Here is a 21,655-nt window from a genome sequence, read left to right as displayed (position 1 = left end):
ACCATATCACTTACTACCGTTTTTGTTTTAAGTTCCCGCTAATCCGCGATGAACCTAAAAAAAGCCCAAGAGATGGGCTCTTGGGCTAGATATGATTCAGTGATGGAAGCGATTAGTCGTCGTTACCCATAATGCCTAAGATGCTTAGTAGGCTGATGAAGATGTTGTAGATAGAAACATACAAGCTAATCGTTGCAGAGATGTAGTTCGTTTCACCACCACGAATGATGCTTTGCGTTGTTAGCAAGATTACACCAGTCGAGAATAGGATAAACATACCGCTCATTGCCAGTGATAGTAGTGGCATTTGTAGGAAGATGTTTGCAACCATGCCGACTAGCAGAACAACGAAACCAGCCATTAGCATACCGTTAAGGAATGAAAGGTCACGTTTAGTTGTTAGGGCGTAAGCAGATGCAGCCATAAATGCCAGTGCAGTACCGCCAAGTGCAGTCAGGATGACATCACCCATGCCTGCGCCAACGTGCATGTTTAAGATTGGACCGATGGTGTAGCCTAAGAAACCTGTAAATAGGAATGTGAAGACTAGACCCATGCTGTTGTCACGGTTCTTTTCTGTTAGGAATAGAAGACCGTAGAAACCAACTAGCATAATGATAAGACCAGGGCGAGGAAGGTTCATCGCCATAGATACGCCTGCTACTACAGCAGACCAAAGTAGTGTCATAGACAGTAGTGCGTAGGTGTTACGCAACACTTTATTGGTTTGCAGAGCACTTTCTTGAGATGCTGTGCGTGAAAACATAGGGCTGTTCATAATCTTCCTCGTAAGGTGACTTCAATAGTTATTAGTACATTTATGGGGCTGAAAGTTCGAAAAATCAAGTCTTTCATTCCTCTTATATACCTAAAATAATAATCAAAATAGTCGGTTAAGTGTTTCTGAAGGTGTAACAAAGTATTTCTAATGACGATAAAGTGTCGCTAACACTCGATGTTCAAACTTTTATAGTTACTGGCTAATGATTTATAACCTTTGGAAAACGAACGATAACATCGAAAAATAAAAAGAACATCGAAAAATAAAGAGGCGACCTAAGCCGCCTCTGTAGTCTATGCATCATAACATATTAATGGTGTAAGATTTGGCTCAAGAAGTTCTGCGTCCTATCCGATTGTGGGTTTTCAAAGAAGTCGACAGGGTTGTTCTCTTCTATGATTTCACCGGCATCCATAAAGATAACGCGATCTGCGACCTCTTTAGCAAAGCCCATCTCGTGCGTTACACACAACATTGTCATCCCTTCTTCGGCCAATTCGACCATTACGTCTAATACTTCACGAACCATTTCTGGGTCTAGTGCCGATGTTGGTTCGTCAAATAGCATAACCTGAGGGTTCATACACAAAGAACGAGCGATTGCCACACGTTGCTGTTGTCCACCTGACAGTTGGCCTGGGAATTTATCCGCTTGTTCAGGGATTTTTACACGCTCAAGGAATTTCATCGCGATGGCTTCGGCTTCCTCTTTAGGCATCTTTTTGACCCAAATAGGGGCTAGAGTACAGTTCTCTAATACCGTCAGATGTGGAAACAAGTTGAAGTGTTGAAAACACATACCAACATCTCGGCGCACGGCTTCAATGTTTTTTAGGTCTTCCGTCAATTCATTACCTGAAACGAAGATATGACCCTTTTGGTGTTCTTCCAACCGGTTGATACAACGGATCATCGTTGATTTTCCTGAGCCAGAAGGGCCACAGATAACGATTTTTTCGCCTTTCTTAACCTCTAGATTGATGTTTTTAAGTACGTGGAATTCGCCGTACCATTTGTTCATGTCTTTTAACTCGATCATAAGACCTTGAGAGTTGTTTTCTGTTTGCTGCGTCATAATACGTCCTTGATCTTGTTAATTATCGTTTGTGACCGGTGTGAAGTCTGTTTTCTAGCCAAATCGAGTATCTCGACATGCCAAAACAAAACACCCAGAACACTAACGCGACAAATACATAACTTTCTGTTGAATACCCAAGCCACTCAGGGTCGGTATTCGCGGCTTGGCCAATCCCTAGTACATCAAACATACCGATAATCAAAACTAGACTGGTATCTTTGAACAAACCAATAAAGGTATTCACAATTGAAGGAATCGTGATTTTAAGAGCTTGAGGCAGAATGATAAGCCCCGTTTTTTTCCAATAGCTCAACCCTAGAGCGTCAGCGGCTTCGTATTGACCTTTTGGTATTGCTTGCAAACCACCACGGATTACTTCCGCCATATAAGCAGCACTAAACAGTACTACCCCGACAAGTGCACGTATCAGTTTATCGGTCTCCATCCCCTCTGATAAAAAGAGCGGAAGCATTACCGAGGCCATGAATAGAACCGTAATCAGTGGTACACCACGCCAGATTTCGATGTAAACGGTACACATACTGCGGATGATTGGCATCTCTGAACGACGCCCTAGCGCCAGTGCGACACCGATAGGTAGTGATACAACGATACCAACAAGTGCGATGATCAGTGTAACCAGTAGGCCGCCCCATTTATGGGTATCAACAACCTCTAGACCAAATACACCACCGTATAGTAAGCCTGCAATGATAAACGGGTAGATGTTTACGAAGAATAACCAAATCCACGTACGCTTAGGTGTTTTTTCGTAAGCTAACAAAGCAACAAAAATAGCTAATGTTGCGTAGAAAAAGCGAGGACGCCACAGTTCCGCTTCTGGGTAGAAGCCGTACATGAATTGGTCCCAACGGACGCTAATGAAAACCCAACAAGCGCCTTCGCTAGTACAGGCATCGCGTGTTGTTCCTATCCAATCAGCGCTCAAGAATGCCCAATCAGCTATTGCCCATAATAAAGTGAAAGCAAAGTAAGCAAGCACCACAGTGACGACACTGTTAATTGGTCCATTAAATAGATTTTTTCTTAACCAACCGACAGGTCCAACAGTATTCGCTGGAGGCGGAAGATCAGGTTGAAATTGATGTGTACTCATCTTATCTCTCCACCAACGCTACTTTGCGGTTGTAAATGTTCATTAGAGCGGATGTCAATAGGCTTAGAGTCAGGTAGACGCCCATTGTCATCGCGATTACTTCGATAGCTTGTCCAGTTTGGTTCAATGTTGTCCCTGCAAAGACAGATACAAGATCGGGATAACCAATGGCCATCGCAAGTGATGAGTTTTTGGTCAGGTTTAAATACTGACTAGTTAGTGGTGGGATAATAATTCTTAATGCTTGCGGAATAATGACTAGCTTAAGAGTTCTTGTTCGCGGGAGCCCTAGAGACATAGCAGCCTCTGTTTGCCCATGGTTTACCGCATTAATACCTGAACGCACAATTTCGGCGATGAATGCTGCTGTGTAGATACTTAAAGCGAGCATCAATGCTGCCAATTCAGGAATGATGCTGATACCACCTTTGAAGTTAAACCCTTTCAGAACAGGGTACTCCGCAGAGATAGGCATACCCATAACAAAGTAAGTGACTAATGGTAAGCCCACAATCAGCGCCGCAGCAATTCGCAACATTGGTGTTTGTTGGCCGGTTAGTTTTTGTTTGTTATTAGCCCAGATGTTGATAACAAAAGTAGCGATGATACCGACAATCAATGATGCGATGACAATGCTACTGCCTTGTTCTAATACTGGAGCTGGGAAGTACAAACCACGTACATTCAAGAAAATAGCTTCACCCAGGCTCATACTCTGACGAGCGGAAGGCAATGCTTGTAGAACGGCGAAATACCAAAAAAATATTTGTAGAAGAAGAGGGATATTTCGGAATATCTCAATGTAGACAGCTGCAAATCGGCTAACTAGCCAGTTTGAAGATAGCCTAGCGATACCCATACTAAAGCCCAGTACTGTGGCTAACATGATGCCTAATACTGAAACTAAAGCGGTATTGAGAAGACCGATAAAGAATGTACGACCGTATGAGAATGTTTCGTCGTATTCAATCAGTGTTAAGCCGATACCAAAACCAGCTTCTTGGGAGAGAAAATCAAAACCAGTGGCGATACCACGGGAATCTAAGTTTGTGAGTGCATTATTTACAATCGTGTAGAAGAAAGCACAAAGCGCCGCGACGGCGAGAATTTGGAAAACAATTGAGCGAAAAGTGGGGTTGTAAAAAAGGTTGGCACTTTTGGGCTGTGGTTTTTCTTGAGTTGGAGAAATAGTTTCATTAGGTTTCATACTGCTATAACCTCAAATCCATTTAATAAATAGGGCGGAAAAGTCCGCCCTAATTGATGCTTGTAAATTTATTAACGGATTGGTGGAGCGTACATAAAGCCGCCCGCATTCCATAGTGCGTTTACGCCACGAGAGATCTGTAGTGGTGAACCTGTACCAACAGTACGTTCGAAGCTCTCACCGTAGTTACCAACTTGTTTAATTACTTGGTAACCCCAATCGTCACGAATGCCAAGGCCTTTACCTTTAGGACCGTCAACACCAAGAATACGCTTGATGTTTGGATCTTTTGACTTAAGCATTTCGTCAGCATTCTTAGAAGAGATGCCGTACTCTTCTGCGTTAATCATGGCTGAAAGGGTCCATTTAGCAACGTTGAACCACTTGTCATCATCTTGACGAACAACAGGGCCTAGTGGCTCTTTAGAGATGATTTCAGGAAGTACCTGTGCAGATTTAGGATCAGCTAGATTTAGGCGAAGTGCATATAGACCAGATTGGTCAGTTGTAAGAACATCACAACGACCCGCGTCGAAACCTTTTGATGTTTGTGCTGCCGTATCAAATACCACTGGCTTGTAAGACATGCCACTGTTACGGAAGTAATCGGCTAGGTTAAGTTCAGTCGTTGTACCTGATTGAACACACACTGAAGCGCCATCTAGTTCTTGAGCACTTGTTAGTCCAAGTTCTTTCTTAACCATGAAGCCTTGACCGTCGTAGTAGTTAACGCCTACGAAGTTCAAACCTAGAGCAGTGTCACGATGTAGCGTCCATGTTGTGTTACGAGATAGTACGTCTATTTCACCAGATTGAAGCGCGGTAAAACGCTCTTTTGCTGTTAGCGGTACATACTTAACTTTAGTCTTGTCACCGAGTACAGCCGCTGCAAGAGCTTGACAATACTCAACATCAATTCCTTCCCATTCACCTTTTGAGTTAGGGTTAGAGAACCCTGGAAGACCTGTACTTACACCACAAGTTAGAAAACCTTGAGATGTGACTTTGTCCAGAGTGCTTTCTGCCGCTGATGCTGATGTCGCCATCATCGCAGTTGATGCAGCTACTACTGAAGCAAGAAGTGTTAGTTTATTTGTCATTTGTATCCTTCCTTGTTAACCAGGTGACACCTGATACTCATACTCGTTTGAGTGTCTCTTGTGTGTTGCGTTGTCTATGACCTTGTTGCTCAAATTACGCGAGTTGCATTTTGCAAATGAAACCGTGTGCGATTTAAACAACTGTTTATAAGGTTAGGAAAGGATCCGTAGTTTCACAAATGTATAATTTAAAAAGAATTTTGAATGAAATCACAAATCCGAACACAATTAGAATGACCAAATGTTAACTGAATGTAAATAGTGCAACGGTTCACACTGTTGGTGCAACGAGATTTAGGTTTTTATATTGATGGTGGTCTAGGTAAATATTCTGAATTAAAGTCGTATTGATGGCGGATTAGCCTTAAGAAAGGTGGAAATTTGGTCAATAAATATTTTTATTACGCTTGGATAGTTATGAATATGCTCCAAATTTGGTAGCATGTCTGAATAGTTATTGAAGTAGTCTCAAGGAAGAACATGCGTTATTTCCCAATGTTTTTGGATGTAGAGAATAAGCCAATTCTAGTGGTTGGTGGGGGCGAGGTTGCTTGCCGAAAAGTCGACAGTTTGCTACGAGCGGGTGCTAATGTAACTTTGGTTTCTCCTAAGGTTGCACCTTACTTAAAAGAGCTAGCCGATGAAGACAAACTTCGTTGGGTTCAAAATTTTTACTCGTCACAGCTTATCTCGAATAACTACTTACAAGTGTGGGCAACCACAGACAATCCAAACCTAAACCATCAAGTACATAATGATGCAAAAAAAATGGGTATTCTTGTCAATGTGGTCGATGACTTACCCTATTGTGACTTCATCACACCCTCAATGATAAATCGCGGACGAATCCAAATAGCGATCTCAAGTGGGGGTGCATCACCTGTTTTGGTGAGAAATATTAGAGAAAAACTCGAAACTGTATTGCCACAGAACATAGGTTTGATAGCGGATTTCGGTGCATCAAAACGCAATTCAATTAAAGAGTCCTTTCCTACTGTTGATGAACGCCGAAAATTCTGGGAGCGCTTTTTGTCGTCCAGTTTTATTAATCAAGTGACGGATAGGGATCAACTTGAATCGTACTATCAACAGTCGTTGACTGAGCAAGTTGATAGTGAAGGGCAGGTCACTTGGATCGAATTTGAAGAAGATGTTGAGCTACTTTCTATGAAGGCTTTACGTCTGATGCAAGAGGCAGAGCTAGTACTTTCACCAATCGATTGTCCATTCGAATTTATAGACTTATGCCGTCGAGATGCAGAAAGAGAGAGCTATGTTAATAGCGGAGAGCTATCAACCAAGCTTGAGCAAGCCAGAGCAGAGAAATTGCGAGTGTGTGTATTTATTCCACCAGCAAGCGTAGAGTTTAATCTATTGGTTGGCAAAGACCTGAAACTGTCTGCTGCAAAAGTGCTCAGTTAAGGCTCGATCTATCTAGCTCGGTTCAAATGCCCTCGCGGTATACGAATAAAGCTGCCCGATAAATAAAAAGCCACTCCCTAAAAGAAGTGGCTTTTTGCTATTTAAAACACGACATTGTGTTGATAGATGAACAACTCAAATAATTGGTCGCTCCAACCAAAAATTAGTCGCGGAAGTTGTCAAACTGGAAAGGTTGACCAAGCTCACCGCTGCGAACTAGAGCCATAACAGCTTGTAGGTCATCACGCTTTTTACCCGTTACACGAACTTTGTCGCCTTGGATAGAAGCTTGAACTTTAACTTTGTTGTCTTTGATTAGCTTAACGATCTTCTTAGCAACATCCGTTTCGATACCTTGCTTAAAGATAACCGTTTGGTGCCAAGTACGACCTGTTTGGTCTGCTGCTTTCGCTTCCATCGCGTTAGGATCAACATTACGTTTTGTTAGGTTGCTACGAAGGATATCGCGCATTTGCTTCAGTTGAAAATCGTCTTGAGCAGTCAATTTTACTGATTCATCTTTGTAATCAAAGCTTGCTTCAACGCCGCGAAAATCGAAACGAGTCGATAGTTCACGGTTTGCGTTGTCTACCGCGTTACGCAGTTCTACTGCTTCTACTTCAGAGATAATGTCAAATGATGGCATTGTGTTGTTTCCTTAAGCTAAGTTTCTATCTTTAATTGCTGTTGCAAGCATATCTAGCATTGTTGCAGTATCTTCCCAGCTTAGGCATGGGTCAGTAATAGACTTGCCGTATTCTAGGTTGTTGATATCTGTCATTGGCTGGTTACCTTCAACAATGAAGCTTTCCGCCATGATGCCTGCAATTTGATTCTTGTTAGATTTGATTTGTTCACAAATGTCTTGCGCTACTTCTAACTGTTTACGGTGCTGTTTCTGACAGTTAGCGTGGCTAAAGTCTACAACCAAACGTTGAGGTAGATCGAATTCAGCCAGTTGCTTACATGCGTTATCCACAGATTCAGCATCGAAGTTAGGGCCTTTATCGCCACCACGTAGAATTACGTGACCGTATGGGTTACCAGAAGTACGGTAAACCGTCATGCGGCCGTTCTTATCTGGAGAGTAGAAGTAGTGTGAAGCATGCGCAGCGCGAATCGCATCAATGGCAATTTTGATGTTGCCGTTAGTTGCATTTTTGAAGCCAACTGGGCAAGACAGTGCAGAAGCCATTTCACGGTGAATCTGAGATTCAGTCGTGCGAGCACCAATTGCGCCCCAAGTGATAAGGTCTGCAATGTACTGGCCGGTGATCATATCAAGGAATTCAGTCGCGGTAGCTAGGCCAAGCTTGTTGATATCTAGCAATAGCTTACGTGCTTTATTCAAGCCTGTTTCAAGTGCGTATGAACCATCGAGGTTCGGATCGGTAATCAAACCCTTCCAACCTACAACAGTACGAGGCTTCTCGAAGTAGGTTCTCATTACAACGAACAGTTCGTCTTTGTATTGATCTTGAATCTGGCTTAGACGTTCAGCGTAATCAAGTGCCGCATCTGTATCGTGAACAGAGCAAGGACCAACGATAACTAATAGGCGATTATCACGACCCGTTAGGATATCTTCGATTTGGCGGCGAGAATTCTTAATGCGCTCAGCAACGTCGTCAGTAATAGGGTGTGCATTGCCTAGTTCGGCAGGAGTTGGCATAGGACCCAGAGCTTGGGTTCTCAACTCATCAGTTTTTAATGGCATGTGATAGCTTTTTTATTCTATTGCGAAGTGGTTAAGATAACGGAATTGAACAGAGGAATAAACTCTCTTAAGTCAAAGTTATCTCTGTTATTGCTAATATTCTCATTTTTATCAGCAGGCCAACGTCAAATGGGGGATTTTCACTTGTATTAGCAGGCAGCTATCGGTATTTTCGTTTGAACACAACATAAAAATGCTGGAGCAGCAATGACTCAAGAAAATCAAAGCACTTTGCACCCAGAACTTGTCTTAGGTGATGTGCTGCCTTCTTACAACGATAATAATAATTCCAACCACTTATACGTTTCATTATCTGAATTGGTCATGGATCGTGTCTTCTATCATCCAAGTATTGAAAGTCATTTAGAAACACTGACTGATATCGAAAAAACCTCTTTAGATGCGATCCTTGGCGATAAAACAGTCGATGAGCATTTTGTTTCGACCTTAGTGATTGCCATTCAAGCAGCCGTTCAGCCAAACCACGCCACTGTTCGTATTGCGTTAAGTAGTGCTGATAGCTATGGCTTCCGTTCGCTACTTGGTGGTAGCTGTGAAGCCGAAGAGATAAACCCGGCACTAGGTGTTCGTGGGGTTGCGCGTTATGCGACAGCCGAGTACAGCAAGGCTTTCGCTTTAGAGTGTCAGGTTATTAAAGTGCTGCGAGAGCAGGGTATTAACGTTGAAGTGGTTGTACCGTATGTACGAGCATTAAGCGATGCCGCTAAGATTATTGATTTGCTTGCAGAGCAAGGCTTACCGCGTGGTCTGAATGGCTTGAAAGTTCTGTTCTCGTGCGATGTGCCGTCTGCTGTGCTACTAAGCGAAAGGTTACTTCATTACTTCGATGGTGTTGTGGTGAACGTTGATAGCTTAGCGTCTTTCACTTTAGGTGTAGACAAGCACAATGAAGCTCAGCAACACGCTTTTGATCCTCAAAACGAGGCGGTTATTACCTTGTTGAGTATGATTGTTAAAGCAACGCTGAACGCAAAGAAGCCCGTCCTGCTTGTGACTCAAGGCTTGGTGGACTACCCGCGCTTACAAGGGTTCATTGCGGATCTCGAAGGTGTAGAAACAGTCATCACTGCATAAACCAGCTTATTGTTTAGATAAATCAACTTGCTGTTTGAGTTTATCTAAGTCACTAAAGCTTAGAGAAAAAGGGAGATATCATTATGCGATGATATCTCTTTTTTGTAACATTTTTTTGACATGTACATCGCTAATCGATTAACTGGTCTGATGACTTATTTGACTAGGTAATCCGAATGCTGACCCCTCTACAAAAAGCAAATTTCTACTTGAGCATGTTTGGCTTTTTCAAAGTACCTCTGATCTGGCTATGTCGACCAAAACTGCTCGCGCTGGATAATCAACATGTTGAAGTGAAAATTCCACTCAAAAGGCGAACCAAGAATCACCTCAATAGCATGTATTTTGGTGTGTTAGCTGTGGGAGCTGACGTAGCAGGTGGTTTCCTTGCTATGAGTAAATCTCAGCAGCAGGGCGAAAAGATTTCTTTGGCATTTAAAGATGTGACAGGTAATTTCTTGAAGCGTCCAGAAGGTGACGTACACTTCACTTGTAACGATGGTGAGCTGATCAACACTATGTTGGCAGAAACCATGTCTACTGGCGAGCGTGTGAATCAACCAGTGACCATCATAGCGACCTGCCCGTCTTTGCATGGCGACGAACCAATGGCGGAATTCACGCTAACACTTTCGATTAAGAAAGTCCCAGCTAGATAATAGCTCCGAAGTATAAGGTTGGGCTGAATCTGAAGATCATAGTTCGACAGAAGTCGTTGAACAAGTGGAAGAGCGGTATGTGAATTGAATACCCACATACCGTACCGCACATCCTAACAATGTTATGATTCTTGAGTGATTTGCTCGATATCAACGATTTTTGAACGGTTCATGACTATTTTCCAGCGGTAATAGGTAGGCTCATCATCGTGATTGTTCTCTTTAATGATCAGGTTGAGCAGGTGACGCTTTTCGACAGACTCGCGGCTTACTTGCCCTTCATTCAGGCGATATACGTTATTTGACCCCTTGTCCATCAAGCGTGTCAGCGCTCTCAGGCTGATCGATAACGTTTCACGAGTCTCTTCGTAACCACTCATGAATGTTGACGTCGACATCTCGGTATGTGAACGATAGTGCAAGACTTGCTCTTCACGTTGAACAACACGTTTCTTACGTATGGATTGAATACGGTCTGCTAACTTAGAAAAATTCGCGTAGTCCAACCATTCAAGCTTGTGGCCGACAGATTTATTGGTTGTTGGATCAAAGTAGCGACGCTTCCACTTGGGCTTGCCTTTACGCAGCCAGCGCCACAGTATGTCTCTTAAATCATCTTTGAAGATTTCACGCAAAGCGTAAATGAATGACATCGATACGATGAAAGATGCGGTAATCTCTCCTAGAAAGTCGCGAGCTAATATAACGGTTGTGGTAACTACCACCATGACCAAGCCTGTGGCGATGCCTTTAACGGCTCTCTTCACGTTTTTACCCATTGATGTCGTCTTTTCTTTGAGGACGATAGGGTGTTCGATCAAACGTCGCAACAGTCGCATCTTGTTGCTCAAACGTGTTACGTCTTCTCGTACCTTCGCTGAGTTATAGCGATTAAGTTTTCGATGGGCGGTCTCTTTTTCACAAAGCGTCAAGAGTCGCTCTTTTATCGTTGAGTATTCACTGCCACGTGGCATATGTGATACCAAAGATAAGAATTTTTGCTCCGTGTACCAAGAAAGGTAGTTATCAATATTGGCATAATAGCGCTTTAGGTTTTCTTCATAAGGAATACTACGACGAAGCTTCTTGAGGATATCCAAAGCCAGTTCGATGACTTCATCGACGTCATCAGCCGTTACGTCGTCACTATCTGTCTTATTCAAGCTGCTCACGGCTTTATCTAAAGCAATCACGTATTGATAGGCGAACAAACTCAAACTCACACGATACTGTGTCGTCGATAAGCGTCCGCGTTTTGCCAAGCGGCTGTGTACCAATGGTAATAGTGTCTTATCACTGTAGTAAGCACGCTTTTGAGTAATTGAACTGTAAAAGAAGGCACTTTCAGAAAGTACTTCAGGAGTCAGTCCGAGTTCACCGGGAATGAATAGATAAACGTCCATATCGAGCTTTTTGGTCTTCGCCATCGCATGGTTAATTTTAAGTGTTATCGCATCTTGTTTATCAACGGTGATCAACGATGTCTCCTAGAATATAAAAATATGAATGAAACTAGCGAAAGCATATCAGAGATCACGTATAATCACCGCCAAATTTAAAGTAGAGACAATCTTGATGATTAATATTGGTCAAATAAACAACCTAGAAGTAGTAAAACAAGCAGACTTCGGTGTATTCCTTGACGCGAGCGACTATGGAACGGTGTTGCTGCCGAAACGATTTACTCCTGAAGGTGTTGAAATTGGTCAAAAGCTAGATGTTTTCTTATACATTGATTCTGACAACCAGATCGCTGCCACAACTGAAAAACCAATCGCTCAAGTAGGGCAGTTTGGCTTGATGACGGTTGAAGGTGTTAACAGCACTGGTGCATTCATGAGCTGGGGCGTGAAAGGTAAGGACCTTCTTGTTCCTTTCAGCGAGCAGCGCGGCCGTTTAAACGAAGGCCAGTCAATCTTAGTATATGTGTATATCGATAAAGCATCGAGCCGTATCGTTGGTACAACGAAGTTCAACAAATGGTTAGACAACACGCCTGCGACTTATAAGCAAAATGAGCAAGTCGATCTCATTATCGCTGAGCGCAGCCAACTTGGTTACAAAGCGATCGTGAACGGTGAACACTGGGGTATGATTTTCCCATCAGACATCATCGGTAAGCTGTTTATTGGTAAGACACTAAAAGGCTACATTAAAAACGTTCGTGAAGAAGACGGTAAGATTGATTTGTCTCTTCAGAAAATTGGTGTCGCCAAGATGGATGACCTAAGCACTAAGGTTCTGGATCTTCTTGAGAAGAAGGGCGGTTACCTGCCTTTGAATGATAAGTCTTCTCCTGAAGCTATTTTCTCTGCATTCAGAACCAGTAAAGGTACGTTCAAGAAGACAATTGGTGGTTTGTACAAATCTGGCAAGATCACTATCGACAAAGAAGGTATCAGCTTAGTTAAATAAGCGATTCTTTCGGTCAAAAAAAAGCCCAAACCTTCCTGTTTGGGCTTAGGGGAAAGGGCTCCGAAGAGCCTACGCTAATCGTTCCAATCTTTTGACTATTAGGTTGAAGTCTAGTTTAGATTTCCTAAAGTGCGATTTTTCTTATTTGAAATAGTGACTTGAATTGATGTTTGTATAATTAGTCGTTGATTTACAAGCGCTCGCACACTGAGTTACATGACCGGTAGAATACAAAAAGCCCAAACAATTAACATTGTTTGGGCTTTTTGTTTGTGCGATTCTTTAAGCCGTTAAGCCGTTAAGCCGTTAAGCCGTTAAGCCGTTAAGCCGTTAAGCCCGAAAGCTATTTAGAATAGGTTCTTATCGCGCACGAGTTCGCGTGGTAAACCGTTCTTCACTCGGTTGCCAACCCACTTACCAAGGCCGATGATCGCACCATTGTACTTCACTAGTACTTCACCTTTGCCTGACAAGCCTTCAGGGCGAACATCGCGTCCCATGAACCATTCACGAGCATCTTCAATACTAAGGTCTACAATGTTGGCTTCATTGCCTGTTGCGAGCGTTGTCGCGACTTGGTGCTGCCAGCGGTAACCTTTTTTATGGGTTTCAGCGATCTTGATGCCCATGCGAGAGAAACGGAACTCACCGATCATAGGTTCTAGCGCTTCCGGGAATAGCCAAACGTCTTTGTCACGAATCCAAACTTGAGTATCACTTGGTAGTTCGATATCGAGTGCGCCCAGCAGTTGTTCAGCGACTTTTTGTTGAGCTTTCTTTGACGCTTTTTCAAATGGAAATTTGCCCAGACGTTTTTTCACTTCTGGTGGTGTCACAGACGCTAGTTTGCGGATGCGCGCAACGAAGAAACCTTCTGAATCATACACTTGTGGGAAAATATGTAGAAAGCCTTCTTCTGTTGTGGTTGCTTTAGCATTGGCGAATAAGTTTTCTAAAGACTCGAACTCAACCGCATCACCAAAGGTCTCTTTTAGGTGATGACACACTTGTTGGTTCTCTTCCGTGCTTAACGTACAGGTTGAGTAAACCAGCACGCCGTTAGGTTTGAGAGCATGAAAAGCACTTTCGATCAGATCTTTTTGAGTGTCAGCAATATCGACTACAGATTGATACGTCCAGTTCTTCATCGCATCAGCGTCTTTGCGAATCGTACCTTCACCAGAGCAGGGCGCGTCTAGCAGCACAGCATCAAACTGTTCTGGTAACCACCCACCGAAAACTCGACCATCAAAGTTACTGAGTGCGGCATTACGAACGCCACAACGTTCGATGTTGGCATGAAGAACTTTCACGCGGCTTGCTGCGTATTCATTGGCAACCAATACGCCGTGATTATTCATTAGCGCCGCGATTTGCGTTGTTTTAGAACCGGGTGCAGCCGCAGTGTCTAATACGGCTTGGTAGTCAGCCTCACCTTGGAAAAGTGCTGACGGTGGCATCATAGAACTGGCTTCTTGGATATAGAAAAGGCCAGACATGTGTTCTGCCGTATTACCTAGTGGCGCTTCACTTTCGTCCGCTGTAATCCAAAACCCCGTTTCGCACCAAGGTACAGGTTCCAGTTCCCAGCCTTTCTCTTTTGCACGTACTAAGAAGTCCTCAACACTGATTTTCAATGTGTTGACTCGAATACTTTTACGAAGTGGTTTTTGGCATGATGCGACAAAAGAAGCCATATCTAGATGACTAGGCATGATTGATTCGATGTGCGTTAGAAATTCTTCAGGAATATATACGTTAGCGTGCAAAAGAGTGTCTCGATTTATTGCATTAATGCGGGGAGTTTAAAGCAAAATGAGGCCGTCCTAAACCATATTTATAGCAAACAACAAAAATGCAGCCGAATGGCTGCATTTTGATGATGAATTATTCTTCGTTAAGCGGTATTAATTTGCATGGAGCTTCTGAGGATTCACTCTATGGGCGAGGAATTGCGGTTCTCCATGATTTCCACTCATCTTCAGCTTTAGGATAGAGATAGAAAGACTGATCTTCGTTTGCCACTGGCTGAAGCTCATTGGTCGGTGGCGTTGAGAATGTAATACCACCTCTTAATAAGCTGTCTACCGTTCCAGCTTTGATGTTTGCACCAGAGAGACCGATAGAGACATCGACGCCCGACACGTTCCAGAACACAGTGTTTGCGCGGATTAGATATGCGTAATCAGGCTCTATTTGAATGGTAGAGATGATGCGGTCAGCAAACTCGCCTAGTTGAACATCGATAACACTACCGATTTCTAGTTCTCGAAATAGGATAGGTGTGCCTTCAGATATCGAGCCTCGCGTTTCGCTTTGTAGCTGGAATATTTTGCCTTCAGGCTGTACTGGCCCCTTGCTAAGCTTAAATTTCGTATTTCTTTCACCATTGCCCGGGTCTACGTTGATGTGCTTAGAAAGCAGTGCAGAGACGTTTTTGATGCCATTAAGGCCGATTTCAGGTTCTGCTAACCAGAAGTGACTCTTCGCAACGGCAATCTTGTCTACGTACTCAGGTAAAATACGCGCAGTAATTTCAATACCGCCTTTATTGAAGTTAGGAACCACCAAGGTAACCTCACCGACGGTGACGCCTTGATATTTGATCGCCATGCCTTTGCTGACTTCTTGATCGCCTGAAGAGGTAATCGTAATCGCACGACCAAATTTTCGCGCAGATTTCGAATCTTTATAAAGTTTCCACACATCACCGAGTTTGTTGTCTATTCCCGGAAGAGAGTCAAAAGCAATACCGCCTTGAATAAGCGTTTTAACGGGGGCTGCTTTAATACTGATACCCGATAGCGACGCATCAATCTCAACGCCTGAGCGGTTCCAGAAAACAGTATGTTCATTGAGTAAGTGTGTGTAACGATTTTCGATCGTGACTTTGATTCTCACGCCACCATCGACAAGCTGAAAATCAGAAATGCTACCCACTTGTAGGTTGCGGTAGAGTAGTGGGCTTCCTTTAGAAATTGAAGGTAGCTCGCTCGCAAACAACGAAAGCGTCTTTGAGCCAGACTGATTAAACTTGGCGATTTCTGCTAACGATTTGCTTTGGAAAAGCTGATAGTCAGTTCGTGCTTTCGACTGACCTTCGCTAACAAAGCTAATTGAGCCAGTAAGAAGTTGTTTGGCTGGTGGAACTGTTACACTTAAGCCAGATTCGGTTAGCTCTGCAGTTGCACTGCCTGTCACAAAGAAACGGTTATGGCTTTTGATTAGGTGAGCATATTCGTTATCGATAAGTGCATCCAAAAACACTTCGTGCTTATCAGAGCCAGTACCTACACCATCGACTAAACCTACTTGGATGATAGAGCCAACAGCAATGCCTTTGTAGAGTAGCTGTGTACCGACATCTAACCCGAATGAATTGTTCGATGTTAAGCGAATCGCAACGGATTTTTCTTGTTCCTGACTGAACTCATTTTTGCGAATCGCAGTAAATCGACGCGCTTTTTCACCCTCACCTGGAACCAAGGTTAGAAAGTTCCCTGTGACTAAGTTGGCAATATTTTTCATTCCAGTAAGTGATAGTTCAGCTTCCTCTAAAACGAATTGACTGCCGCTATTTAAAAAGTCACTGAATGCCGGTTGGATTGCAGCCGATGCCACGACGTTTTCACGCCCTTCGCTTAAAGATAGGTCAGTGATTTGACCGATTTCGATGCCTCGATACATGATCGGAGCGCCCGTTGCACTGATCTTGTTGTCGTCGGGTACGGCTATCTTGATCGAGATACCACGACCGGCTGTTTTCAAATCTGGGTAAAGTTTGAATTTGGTGTTCATCTCTACGGGTTGACCCTCTCCAGGAGAGTCGACCGCAATTGAACCGCCAAGCAGAGCACTGAGGCTTTCTAAGCGTACGTCGACACCAGAAAATCCGATACTGGCACCTAAGCCACTGACATTCCAAAAACGGCTTTGGTCGGTAATGATATGGCTGTATTCATCTTTAATCGCCGCTTGAATCGTCACGGATTTTGCATTGTCGTTTAGCTGGTAGTTGTAAACCTCACCAATTGGAATTTTACGATAAACGATTTGAGAGCCAACAGACACACCCCCCAGGTCTTTGGTCGTCAATGAAATATTCAGGCCTTCCGAAGCCAATAAGTCAGAAGGGGATGATTCTAAGGCCTGGAAAACGGTTTCTGGTTCTTGCTTGGTTTCGCTAGGATGGATAGCAATATAGTTACCTGAAACAAGCGCATCTAACCCTGAGATACCAGATAAACTTGCTGTTGGTTTTACGAGCCAGAAACGCGTGCCTTTTGAGAGTAGCTTTTTCGCTTCTGGGTAGATGTCAGCATCGACATAGATGCTCGATAAATCTTTGGACAAGGTGATGTCGCGCACCATACCCACCTCTAAGCCTTGGTAGCGAATAGTCGTTCGACCTGCGACTAAACCTGCGGCATCTGAGAAATATATCTGCACACGTTGTCCTGCATCGTGTATCGATTTCATGACCAACCAACCCGCTAATGCGACGGTTAGTATCGGCAGGATCCACAAAGGGGAAATACCTTTGTTTTTCCTGACTTCTGGTGAATATGACGTTTGTGATTGGTTATCGTTGTTCATTCACTGACTCATCTTTAGAGGTGTAGTTATCCCAAATTAGCCTAGGATCTAAGCTTTCCGCTGCCAGCATCGTGAGAACAACCACGACGCCAAAAGCGACTGCACCATAACCTGGTGTAAAGTTTAAAATTTGTCCACGGTCGACCAAGGTCATCATGATCGAAATAACGAACAGATCCATTACCGACCACTTTCCCACCCATTTCACAATGAAATAGATGGTCATACGTTGTCTATGGTAAACCGCACGCTTCATTTTGATACAAATTAAGATATACGTTAGACCAAGTATTTTCGCGACAGGCACGACGATACTGGCAATAAAAATGATTGCTGCGATGCCATACATGTCGCTATTAATTAGCGAAGCGACACCGGAGATGATGGTGTCTTCTAATCTTTGCCCGTTTGTTATCACGATAGAAATTGGAATGACGTTGGCCGGCACGATAGCCACTGAGGCGGCAAAAAGTAGAGCCCATGTCTTTTGTACAGAGTAGGGTTTGCGATGATATAAGTCATGGTGACAACGCACGCAAGTGTGCCCGTCAGGCTGAGACAGGTGACAGTTATGACAGTGTACGTTCTTACTTTGTTCGAAAGAGTAGTGAGACTCTTTAGCCCAAGCTTCCCAGTAGCGACGCACACTGATTCGGCTTACCAGTAACACACTGAAAAGCTGCAGTAGAATCAGACCAACTAAACCAGGGCCGACGAAAATATCTGAGTAATCTTGTAATTTGAAGCACGAGATTGCCACGCTCACCAGAAATACATCCAACATCATCCAGTGCTTAAGTGTCTGAATGATAGCTAATGCATAACGAAATGGTGTGAAAATCTTAAAGCGCAAGGATAAATGGGTGATGAGTACCGAGGTACAAACAAGTAACGGGGCGATCGAACTGCAGAATAAGATCAACAAGCCAAGTAGAGGGAAGCCTTCACCCATTAAAGTAAATACGCCAGATGGTAACGTCGCAGGTATCATGACACCAATCAGGCGAATACTGATGAATTCAAAAAAGTGTGAGGGGATAAACAGCAATAAGCAGGTAATCGCGATTGCAAGGTTTCCAGACAGGCTAGGGGGGCCGCCTCTATAAAGCTGAGTACCGCATCTTGGGCAGTAAGCGGATTTCCCCAAAGGGATGTCCATTTTATCAACGGGAAGTTCGCAGCCCTGACAAAGACGTACAGAGCTACTGTCGCACTGGTGCTGAGTCGATAACTGCTGCTTAGTTGATAAAGAGTTGGTTACGGATGGGGAGGTCACGCGACCTCCCAAGTTGAAACACTAATCAGACTTTTAACCTGATTTAAATGCCTAGAACAACACTGATTTAAATCTCTAGAACAATAAACATCAGGCGTGCGATTACACACTGCCGTAGAGTGTTTGATATAATCCTTGTTGTTCAACCAATTCACCATGTGTTCCTGTCTGTGTAACTTGCCCATCTTCTAAAACATAGATTAGATCGGCCTGTTTCACCGCTGATAATCGATGAGCCACTATCAAAGTTGTGCGATCTTTCAAAAACTCGCTCAGCGCTTTATGCAGTGCTGACTCTGTTGCTGTATCGAGTGCTGATGTCGCTTCATCTAGAATAACAAACTTAGGATTGCTCAGCACCATTCGGGCTATCGCTAAGCGTTGTCGTTGCCCGCCAGACAGTCGAACGCCATTCCTACCAATTTGTGTATCTAAGCCATTACTCAGTTGCTTGATGACATCTTGCATTTGAGAGACTTCAAGTGCACGCCACAACGACATTTCATCGTATTCAGCACCAAGCGTCAGATTATGCCTTAATGTATCGTTAAAAAGTATAGGTTGTTGTAAAACAACGGCAATTTGACTGCGTATTACATCGAAGCTGATGTCGTCGGTGGTTTCGCCGTTATAACGAATGCATCCAGAATCCGCTTGATAAACACCAATCAGTAACTGGATTAACGTAGATTTACCACCACCACTCGCACCCACCAAAGCGACTTTCTTACCTGCAGGAATGTGCAGCGATAGCCTATTTAAAACAGTGTTTTCTAATGTGTAAGAGAATGTAACGTCTTCAATGTCGACTGTCACTTCTTGATCTTCATTAAATGGGTTCACTTTACTGATAGGGCGCTTCTCTTCTTCTAACTGAAGAAGGTCGTTGATGCGCTGAAGTGCTGCTTTTGCGCTATACCAAGAGAATTGAATCCCTAACAACTCTTGTACCGGGCCTAACATAAACCACAAGTAACCAAATACCGCGAAAATCTGACCAATCGTTAAGTCACTGAATAACACCATTAGCATCGCGACGGCACGGAAAAGCTCGAAACCTAATAAGAACAGCAGAAACGAAACACGGCCAGCAGCTTCTGATTGCCAAGCGTATTTGTCTGCATCGACTCTCACTTGGTTTGCTTGAACCTTAAGTTCATCGAGAAAGATACGTTCCTTGTTTGCCGCACGCAGTTGGTAAATACCGTCTAAGGTTTCCACTAAACGGTTTTGAAAGCGCTCGAAAGATTGGTTCTCATACTTTTTAAGGTGTTTAACTCTGCTACCTAGTTTACGGGAGAAATAAATCACAACAGGATTGACCAGTAAAATGAACAGTCCTAAACGCCACTCTAACCATAGCAACACGATAGCGGTACCGAAAACGGTTAAGAAGCTAATTATGAACTTAGATAGAGTCGAACCAATGAACTTATCTATTGTCTCTATGTCTGTTATCAGGTGAGCATTAATACCGCCACTGCCTTTGGTCTCGTATTGTCTAATACTAATGCGGCCAAGCTTATCTATCATCTTACTGCGCATTTGATAGGTAATTGTTTTTGAGACAAGCGTGAATTGACGCCCTTGTAGAATGTTCAACGCTTGGCTAACAGTACGCATGATTATGACTAACAGCAAAGTCAGTGCAATATAGCCAGTTGGTGTCTGCAACGATGTCGGAAGTAGATGGTTCATCATCTCTAAGCCAGAAGCCGGCTTATCAAGTAATACTTCATCAACCATTAATGGCATGAGCAACGGGATAGGGACACTAATGAGAGTTGCAAGTATGGCAATAATGTTAGCAAACAGTAATTTGGACTTGTGTTTTTTTACTTGAGTTATTAACCAAGAACGGCTAATAGTGTCTTCTGAATTGGTCATTGTAATGAGAATAAGTCCTATTTAGTTTGATGGCCGCATTTTACTGCGTTCTCTTGATAATGGAAGTCTCAATTTAATTGGAAGTTAATATGAAAATAGAACATTACCAACGCTTAACCAAACAAGCCGTTGCATTAATTGAATCAGAACCCGATCTAACTGCTAATCTAGCTAATATCAGCTCATTATTATTCATGGAGTTGGATGAATTAAATTGGGCAGGCTTCTATTTAATGAAGCAGGACCAATCTAAGGAAAAAGACGAACTTGTGCTTGGCCCATTCCAAGGTCAACCAGCTTGTGTTCGAATTCCGGTAGGGCGTGGTGTGTGTGGAACTGCGGTCGCGACGAATACAGTTCAGCGCATTCATGATGTTCATGAATTCGAAGGACACATCGCTTGTGACGCTGCAAGTAACTCAGAAATCGTTATACCATTTTCGATTGACGGGAAAATTGCGGGCGTTCTTGATATCGATAGCCCAAATGTTGGTCGTTTTTCTCAAATTGACGAGGACGGATTAACATTTTTCATGGCAGAAGTGGAAAAGCTGCTTAATTCGCACGCGAACAAGGCATAAATTATTCTCTTACTGTGGTTTTTCCCAAGCATCTCTCTATAATACGTAAAAATATTTTCTTAATGCTCGCGGAAAACCGCAAAAACCAGGAACCCACATGGAAAACACTGAAAAGTTAAAAAACAGCAAAGAAGTTATCGCATATGTTGCTGAATGTTTCCCTAAATGCTTTACTCTAGAAGGTGAAGCGAAACCACTTAAAATTGGTATTTTTCAAGATCTTGCTGAACGTCTAAATGAAGACGAAAAAGTAAGTAAGACTCAGCTTCGTGCAGCGTTAAGACAGTACACATCATCATGGCGTTACCTGCACGGCGTAAAAGCTGGCGCAGAACGTGTTGACCTAGACGGCAACGTATGTGGCACACTAGAAGAAGAGCACGTTGAGCACGCTAAAGCGACACTTGCAGAAAGCAAAGCGAAAGTTCAGGCTCGTCGTAAAGAACAAGCACAGAAAGCTCGTGACGAAGGCAAAGCGAAAGCTAAAGCGAAGAAAGCTCAACAGCCTCGTCGTCAAGCGCCTAAAGCACCGAAAGTAGAAAAGCCTGTAGAAACACGCGCTTTGAACGCCGATGAATTTATCACTGGTAAAGAAGTAAATGTGAACATGGGTACAGGAAACATGGCTGCGACCATTGTTGAAATCAATAAGGAAGATGTGCGTGTTCAGTTAGCAAACGGCCTACAAATGGTTGTTAAAGCGGAGCACTTGCGCGCTTAAAGG

The 21,655-nt window shown here is 43.3% G+C and carries 18 protein-coding genes; 6 read left to right on the top strand and 12 right to left on the bottom strand.

The features are described from left to right. Positions 1-112: 112 nt before the first annotated feature. From ACED42_RS05210 to ACED42_RS05190, 5 genes are all read right to left on the bottom strand, one after another. Positions 113-778, bottom strand: a complete 666-nt coding sequence (locus tag ACED42_RS05210) for a Bax inhibitor-1/YccA family protein (protein ID WP_371701728.1) — start codon at positions 776-778, stop codon at positions 113-115. Between the two features lie 313 nt (positions 779-1,091). Next, a complete protein-coding gene (locus ACED42_RS05205) occupies positions 1,092-1,856 on the bottom strand; it encodes an amino acid ABC transporter ATP-binding protein (protein ID WP_009846639.1) in 765 nt (254 codons plus the stop codon). A gap of 22 nt (positions 1,857-1,878) precedes the next feature. Continuing rightward, positions 1,879-2,976: an amino acid ABC transporter permease gene (locus ACED42_RS05200; protein ID WP_009846640.1), complete on the bottom strand. Its 1,098-nt coding sequence runs from the start codon at positions 2,974-2,976 to the stop codon at positions 1,879-1,881. A gap of 1 nt (position 2,977) precedes the next feature. Beyond that, positions 2,978-4,183 (bottom strand): amino acid ABC transporter permease, encoded by a 1,206-nt coding sequence (locus ACED42_RS05195; protein ID WP_009846641.1) that lies wholly within the window; start codon positions 4,181-4,183, stop codon positions 2,978-2,980. 71 nt (positions 4,184-4,254) lie between these two features. Beyond that, entirely contained in the window at positions 4,255-5,283 is a 1,029-nt protein-coding gene (locus ACED42_RS05190; RefSeq protein ID WP_004733634.1) for an amino acid ABC transporter substrate-binding protein, read from the bottom strand. Positions 5,284-5,763: 480 nt separating this feature from the next. Between ACED42_RS05190 and ACED42_RS05185 the strand changes: the two genes are divergently transcribed. Next, positions 5,764-6,705, top strand: coding sequence for an NAD(P)-dependent oxidoreductase (locus ACED42_RS05185; RefSeq protein WP_371701727.1), 942 nt, complete (start codon positions 5,764-5,766; stop codon positions 6,703-6,705). 163 nt (positions 6,706-6,868) lie between these two features. Here ACED42_RS05185 and ACED42_RS05180 read toward each other — a convergent pair whose 3' ends face one another. Next, on the bottom strand, positions 6,869-7,351 hold the full coding sequence (locus ACED42_RS05180) for a YajQ family cyclic di-GMP-binding protein (RefSeq protein ID WP_004733632.1): 483 nt from the start codon (positions 7,349-7,351) through the stop codon (positions 6,869-6,871). A 12-nt stretch (positions 7,352-7,363) separates the two neighbouring features. Next, complete coding sequence (locus ACED42_RS05175; RefSeq protein ID WP_009846643.1) at positions 7,364-8,422, bottom strand: 3-deoxy-7-phosphoheptulonate synthase; 1,059 nt, start codon at positions 8,420-8,422, stop codon at positions 7,364-7,366. A gap of 207 nt (positions 8,423-8,629) precedes the next feature. Here ACED42_RS05175 and ACED42_RS05170 point away from each other — a divergent pair, with 207 nt between their 5' ends. Beyond that, positions 8,630-9,517, top strand: coding sequence for a putative PEP-binding protein (locus ACED42_RS05170; protein WP_017103473.1), 888 nt, complete (start codon positions 8,630-8,632; stop codon positions 9,515-9,517). Between the two features lie 176 nt (positions 9,518-9,693). After that, complete coding sequence (locus ACED42_RS05165; protein ID WP_371701725.1) at positions 9,694-10,176, top strand: PaaI family thioesterase; 483 nt, start codon at positions 9,694-9,696, stop codon at positions 10,174-10,176. A gap of 122 nt (positions 10,177-10,298) precedes the next feature. Here ACED42_RS05165 and ACED42_RS05160 read toward each other — a convergent pair whose 3' ends face one another. Then, positions 10,299-11,654, bottom strand: coding sequence for a hypothetical protein (locus tag ACED42_RS05160; RefSeq protein WP_371701723.1), 1,356 nt, complete (start codon positions 11,652-11,654; stop codon positions 10,299-10,301). Between the two features lie 28 nt (positions 11,655-11,682). On the opposite strand from ACED42_RS05160, the gene ACED42_RS05155 reads away from it, so the two are divergent. Further along, on the top strand, positions 11,683-12,591 hold the full coding sequence (locus ACED42_RS05155) for a S1 RNA-binding domain-containing protein (RefSeq protein ID WP_009846647.1): 909 nt from the start codon (positions 11,683-11,685) through the stop codon (positions 12,589-12,591). 347 nt (positions 12,592-12,938) lie between these two features. Here the strand turns inward: ACED42_RS05155 and rsmF are convergent, their stop codons facing one another. The 4 genes from rsmF to ACED42_RS05135 form a co-directional block, all read right to left on the bottom strand. Further along, on the bottom strand, positions 12,939-14,360 hold the full coding sequence (gene rsmF, locus ACED42_RS05150) for a 16S rRNA (cytosine(1407)-C(5))-methyltransferase RsmF (protein WP_371701721.1): 1,422 nt from the start codon (positions 14,358-14,360) through the stop codon (positions 12,939-12,941). A 169-nt stretch (positions 14,361-14,529) separates the two neighbouring features. Next, entirely contained in the window at positions 14,530-17,187 is a 2,658-nt protein-coding gene (locus tag ACED42_RS05145; RefSeq protein WP_371701719.1) for an MlaD family protein, read from the bottom strand. Continuing rightward, a complete protein-coding gene (locus tag ACED42_RS05140) occupies positions 17,174-18,475 on the bottom strand; it encodes a PqiA/YebS family transporter subunit (RefSeq protein WP_371701717.1) in 1,302 nt (433 codons plus the stop codon). Before ACED42_RS05140 ends, ACED42_RS05145 begins: the two co-directional genes overlap by 14 nt. Positions 18,476-18,565: 90 nt before the next feature. Continuing rightward, positions 18,566-20,350 carry an ABC transporter ATP-binding protein gene (locus tag ACED42_RS05135; protein WP_371701715.1) on the bottom strand — a complete coding sequence of 595 codons (1,785 nt, stop codon included), beginning with the start codon at positions 20,348-20,350 and terminating at the stop codon, positions 18,566-18,568. An 89-nt stretch (positions 20,351-20,439) separates the two neighbouring features. Between ACED42_RS05135 and ACED42_RS05130 the strand changes: the two genes are divergently transcribed. Further along, a complete protein-coding gene (locus ACED42_RS05130) occupies positions 20,440-20,931 on the top strand; it encodes a GAF domain-containing protein (protein ID WP_009846653.1) in 492 nt (163 codons plus the stop codon). Positions 20,932-21,028: 97 nt separating this feature from the next. Beyond that, complete coding sequence (gene proQ, locus ACED42_RS05125) at positions 21,029-21,652, top strand: RNA chaperone ProQ (RefSeq protein WP_009846654.1); 624 nt, start codon at positions 21,029-21,031, stop codon at positions 21,650-21,652. The last annotated feature ends 3 nt before the right edge of the window (positions 21,653-21,655 follow it).

The sequence above is a fragment of the Vibrio sp. FF145 genome (assembly GCF_041439075.1).
In the GTDB taxonomy this organism is placed as follows: domain Bacteria; phylum Pseudomonadota; class Gammaproteobacteria; order Enterobacterales; family Vibrionaceae; genus Vibrio; species Vibrio tasmaniensis_A.
Note: the sequence above shows the minus strand (reverse complement) of the source record. Positions and strands in the feature narration are given on the sequence as shown.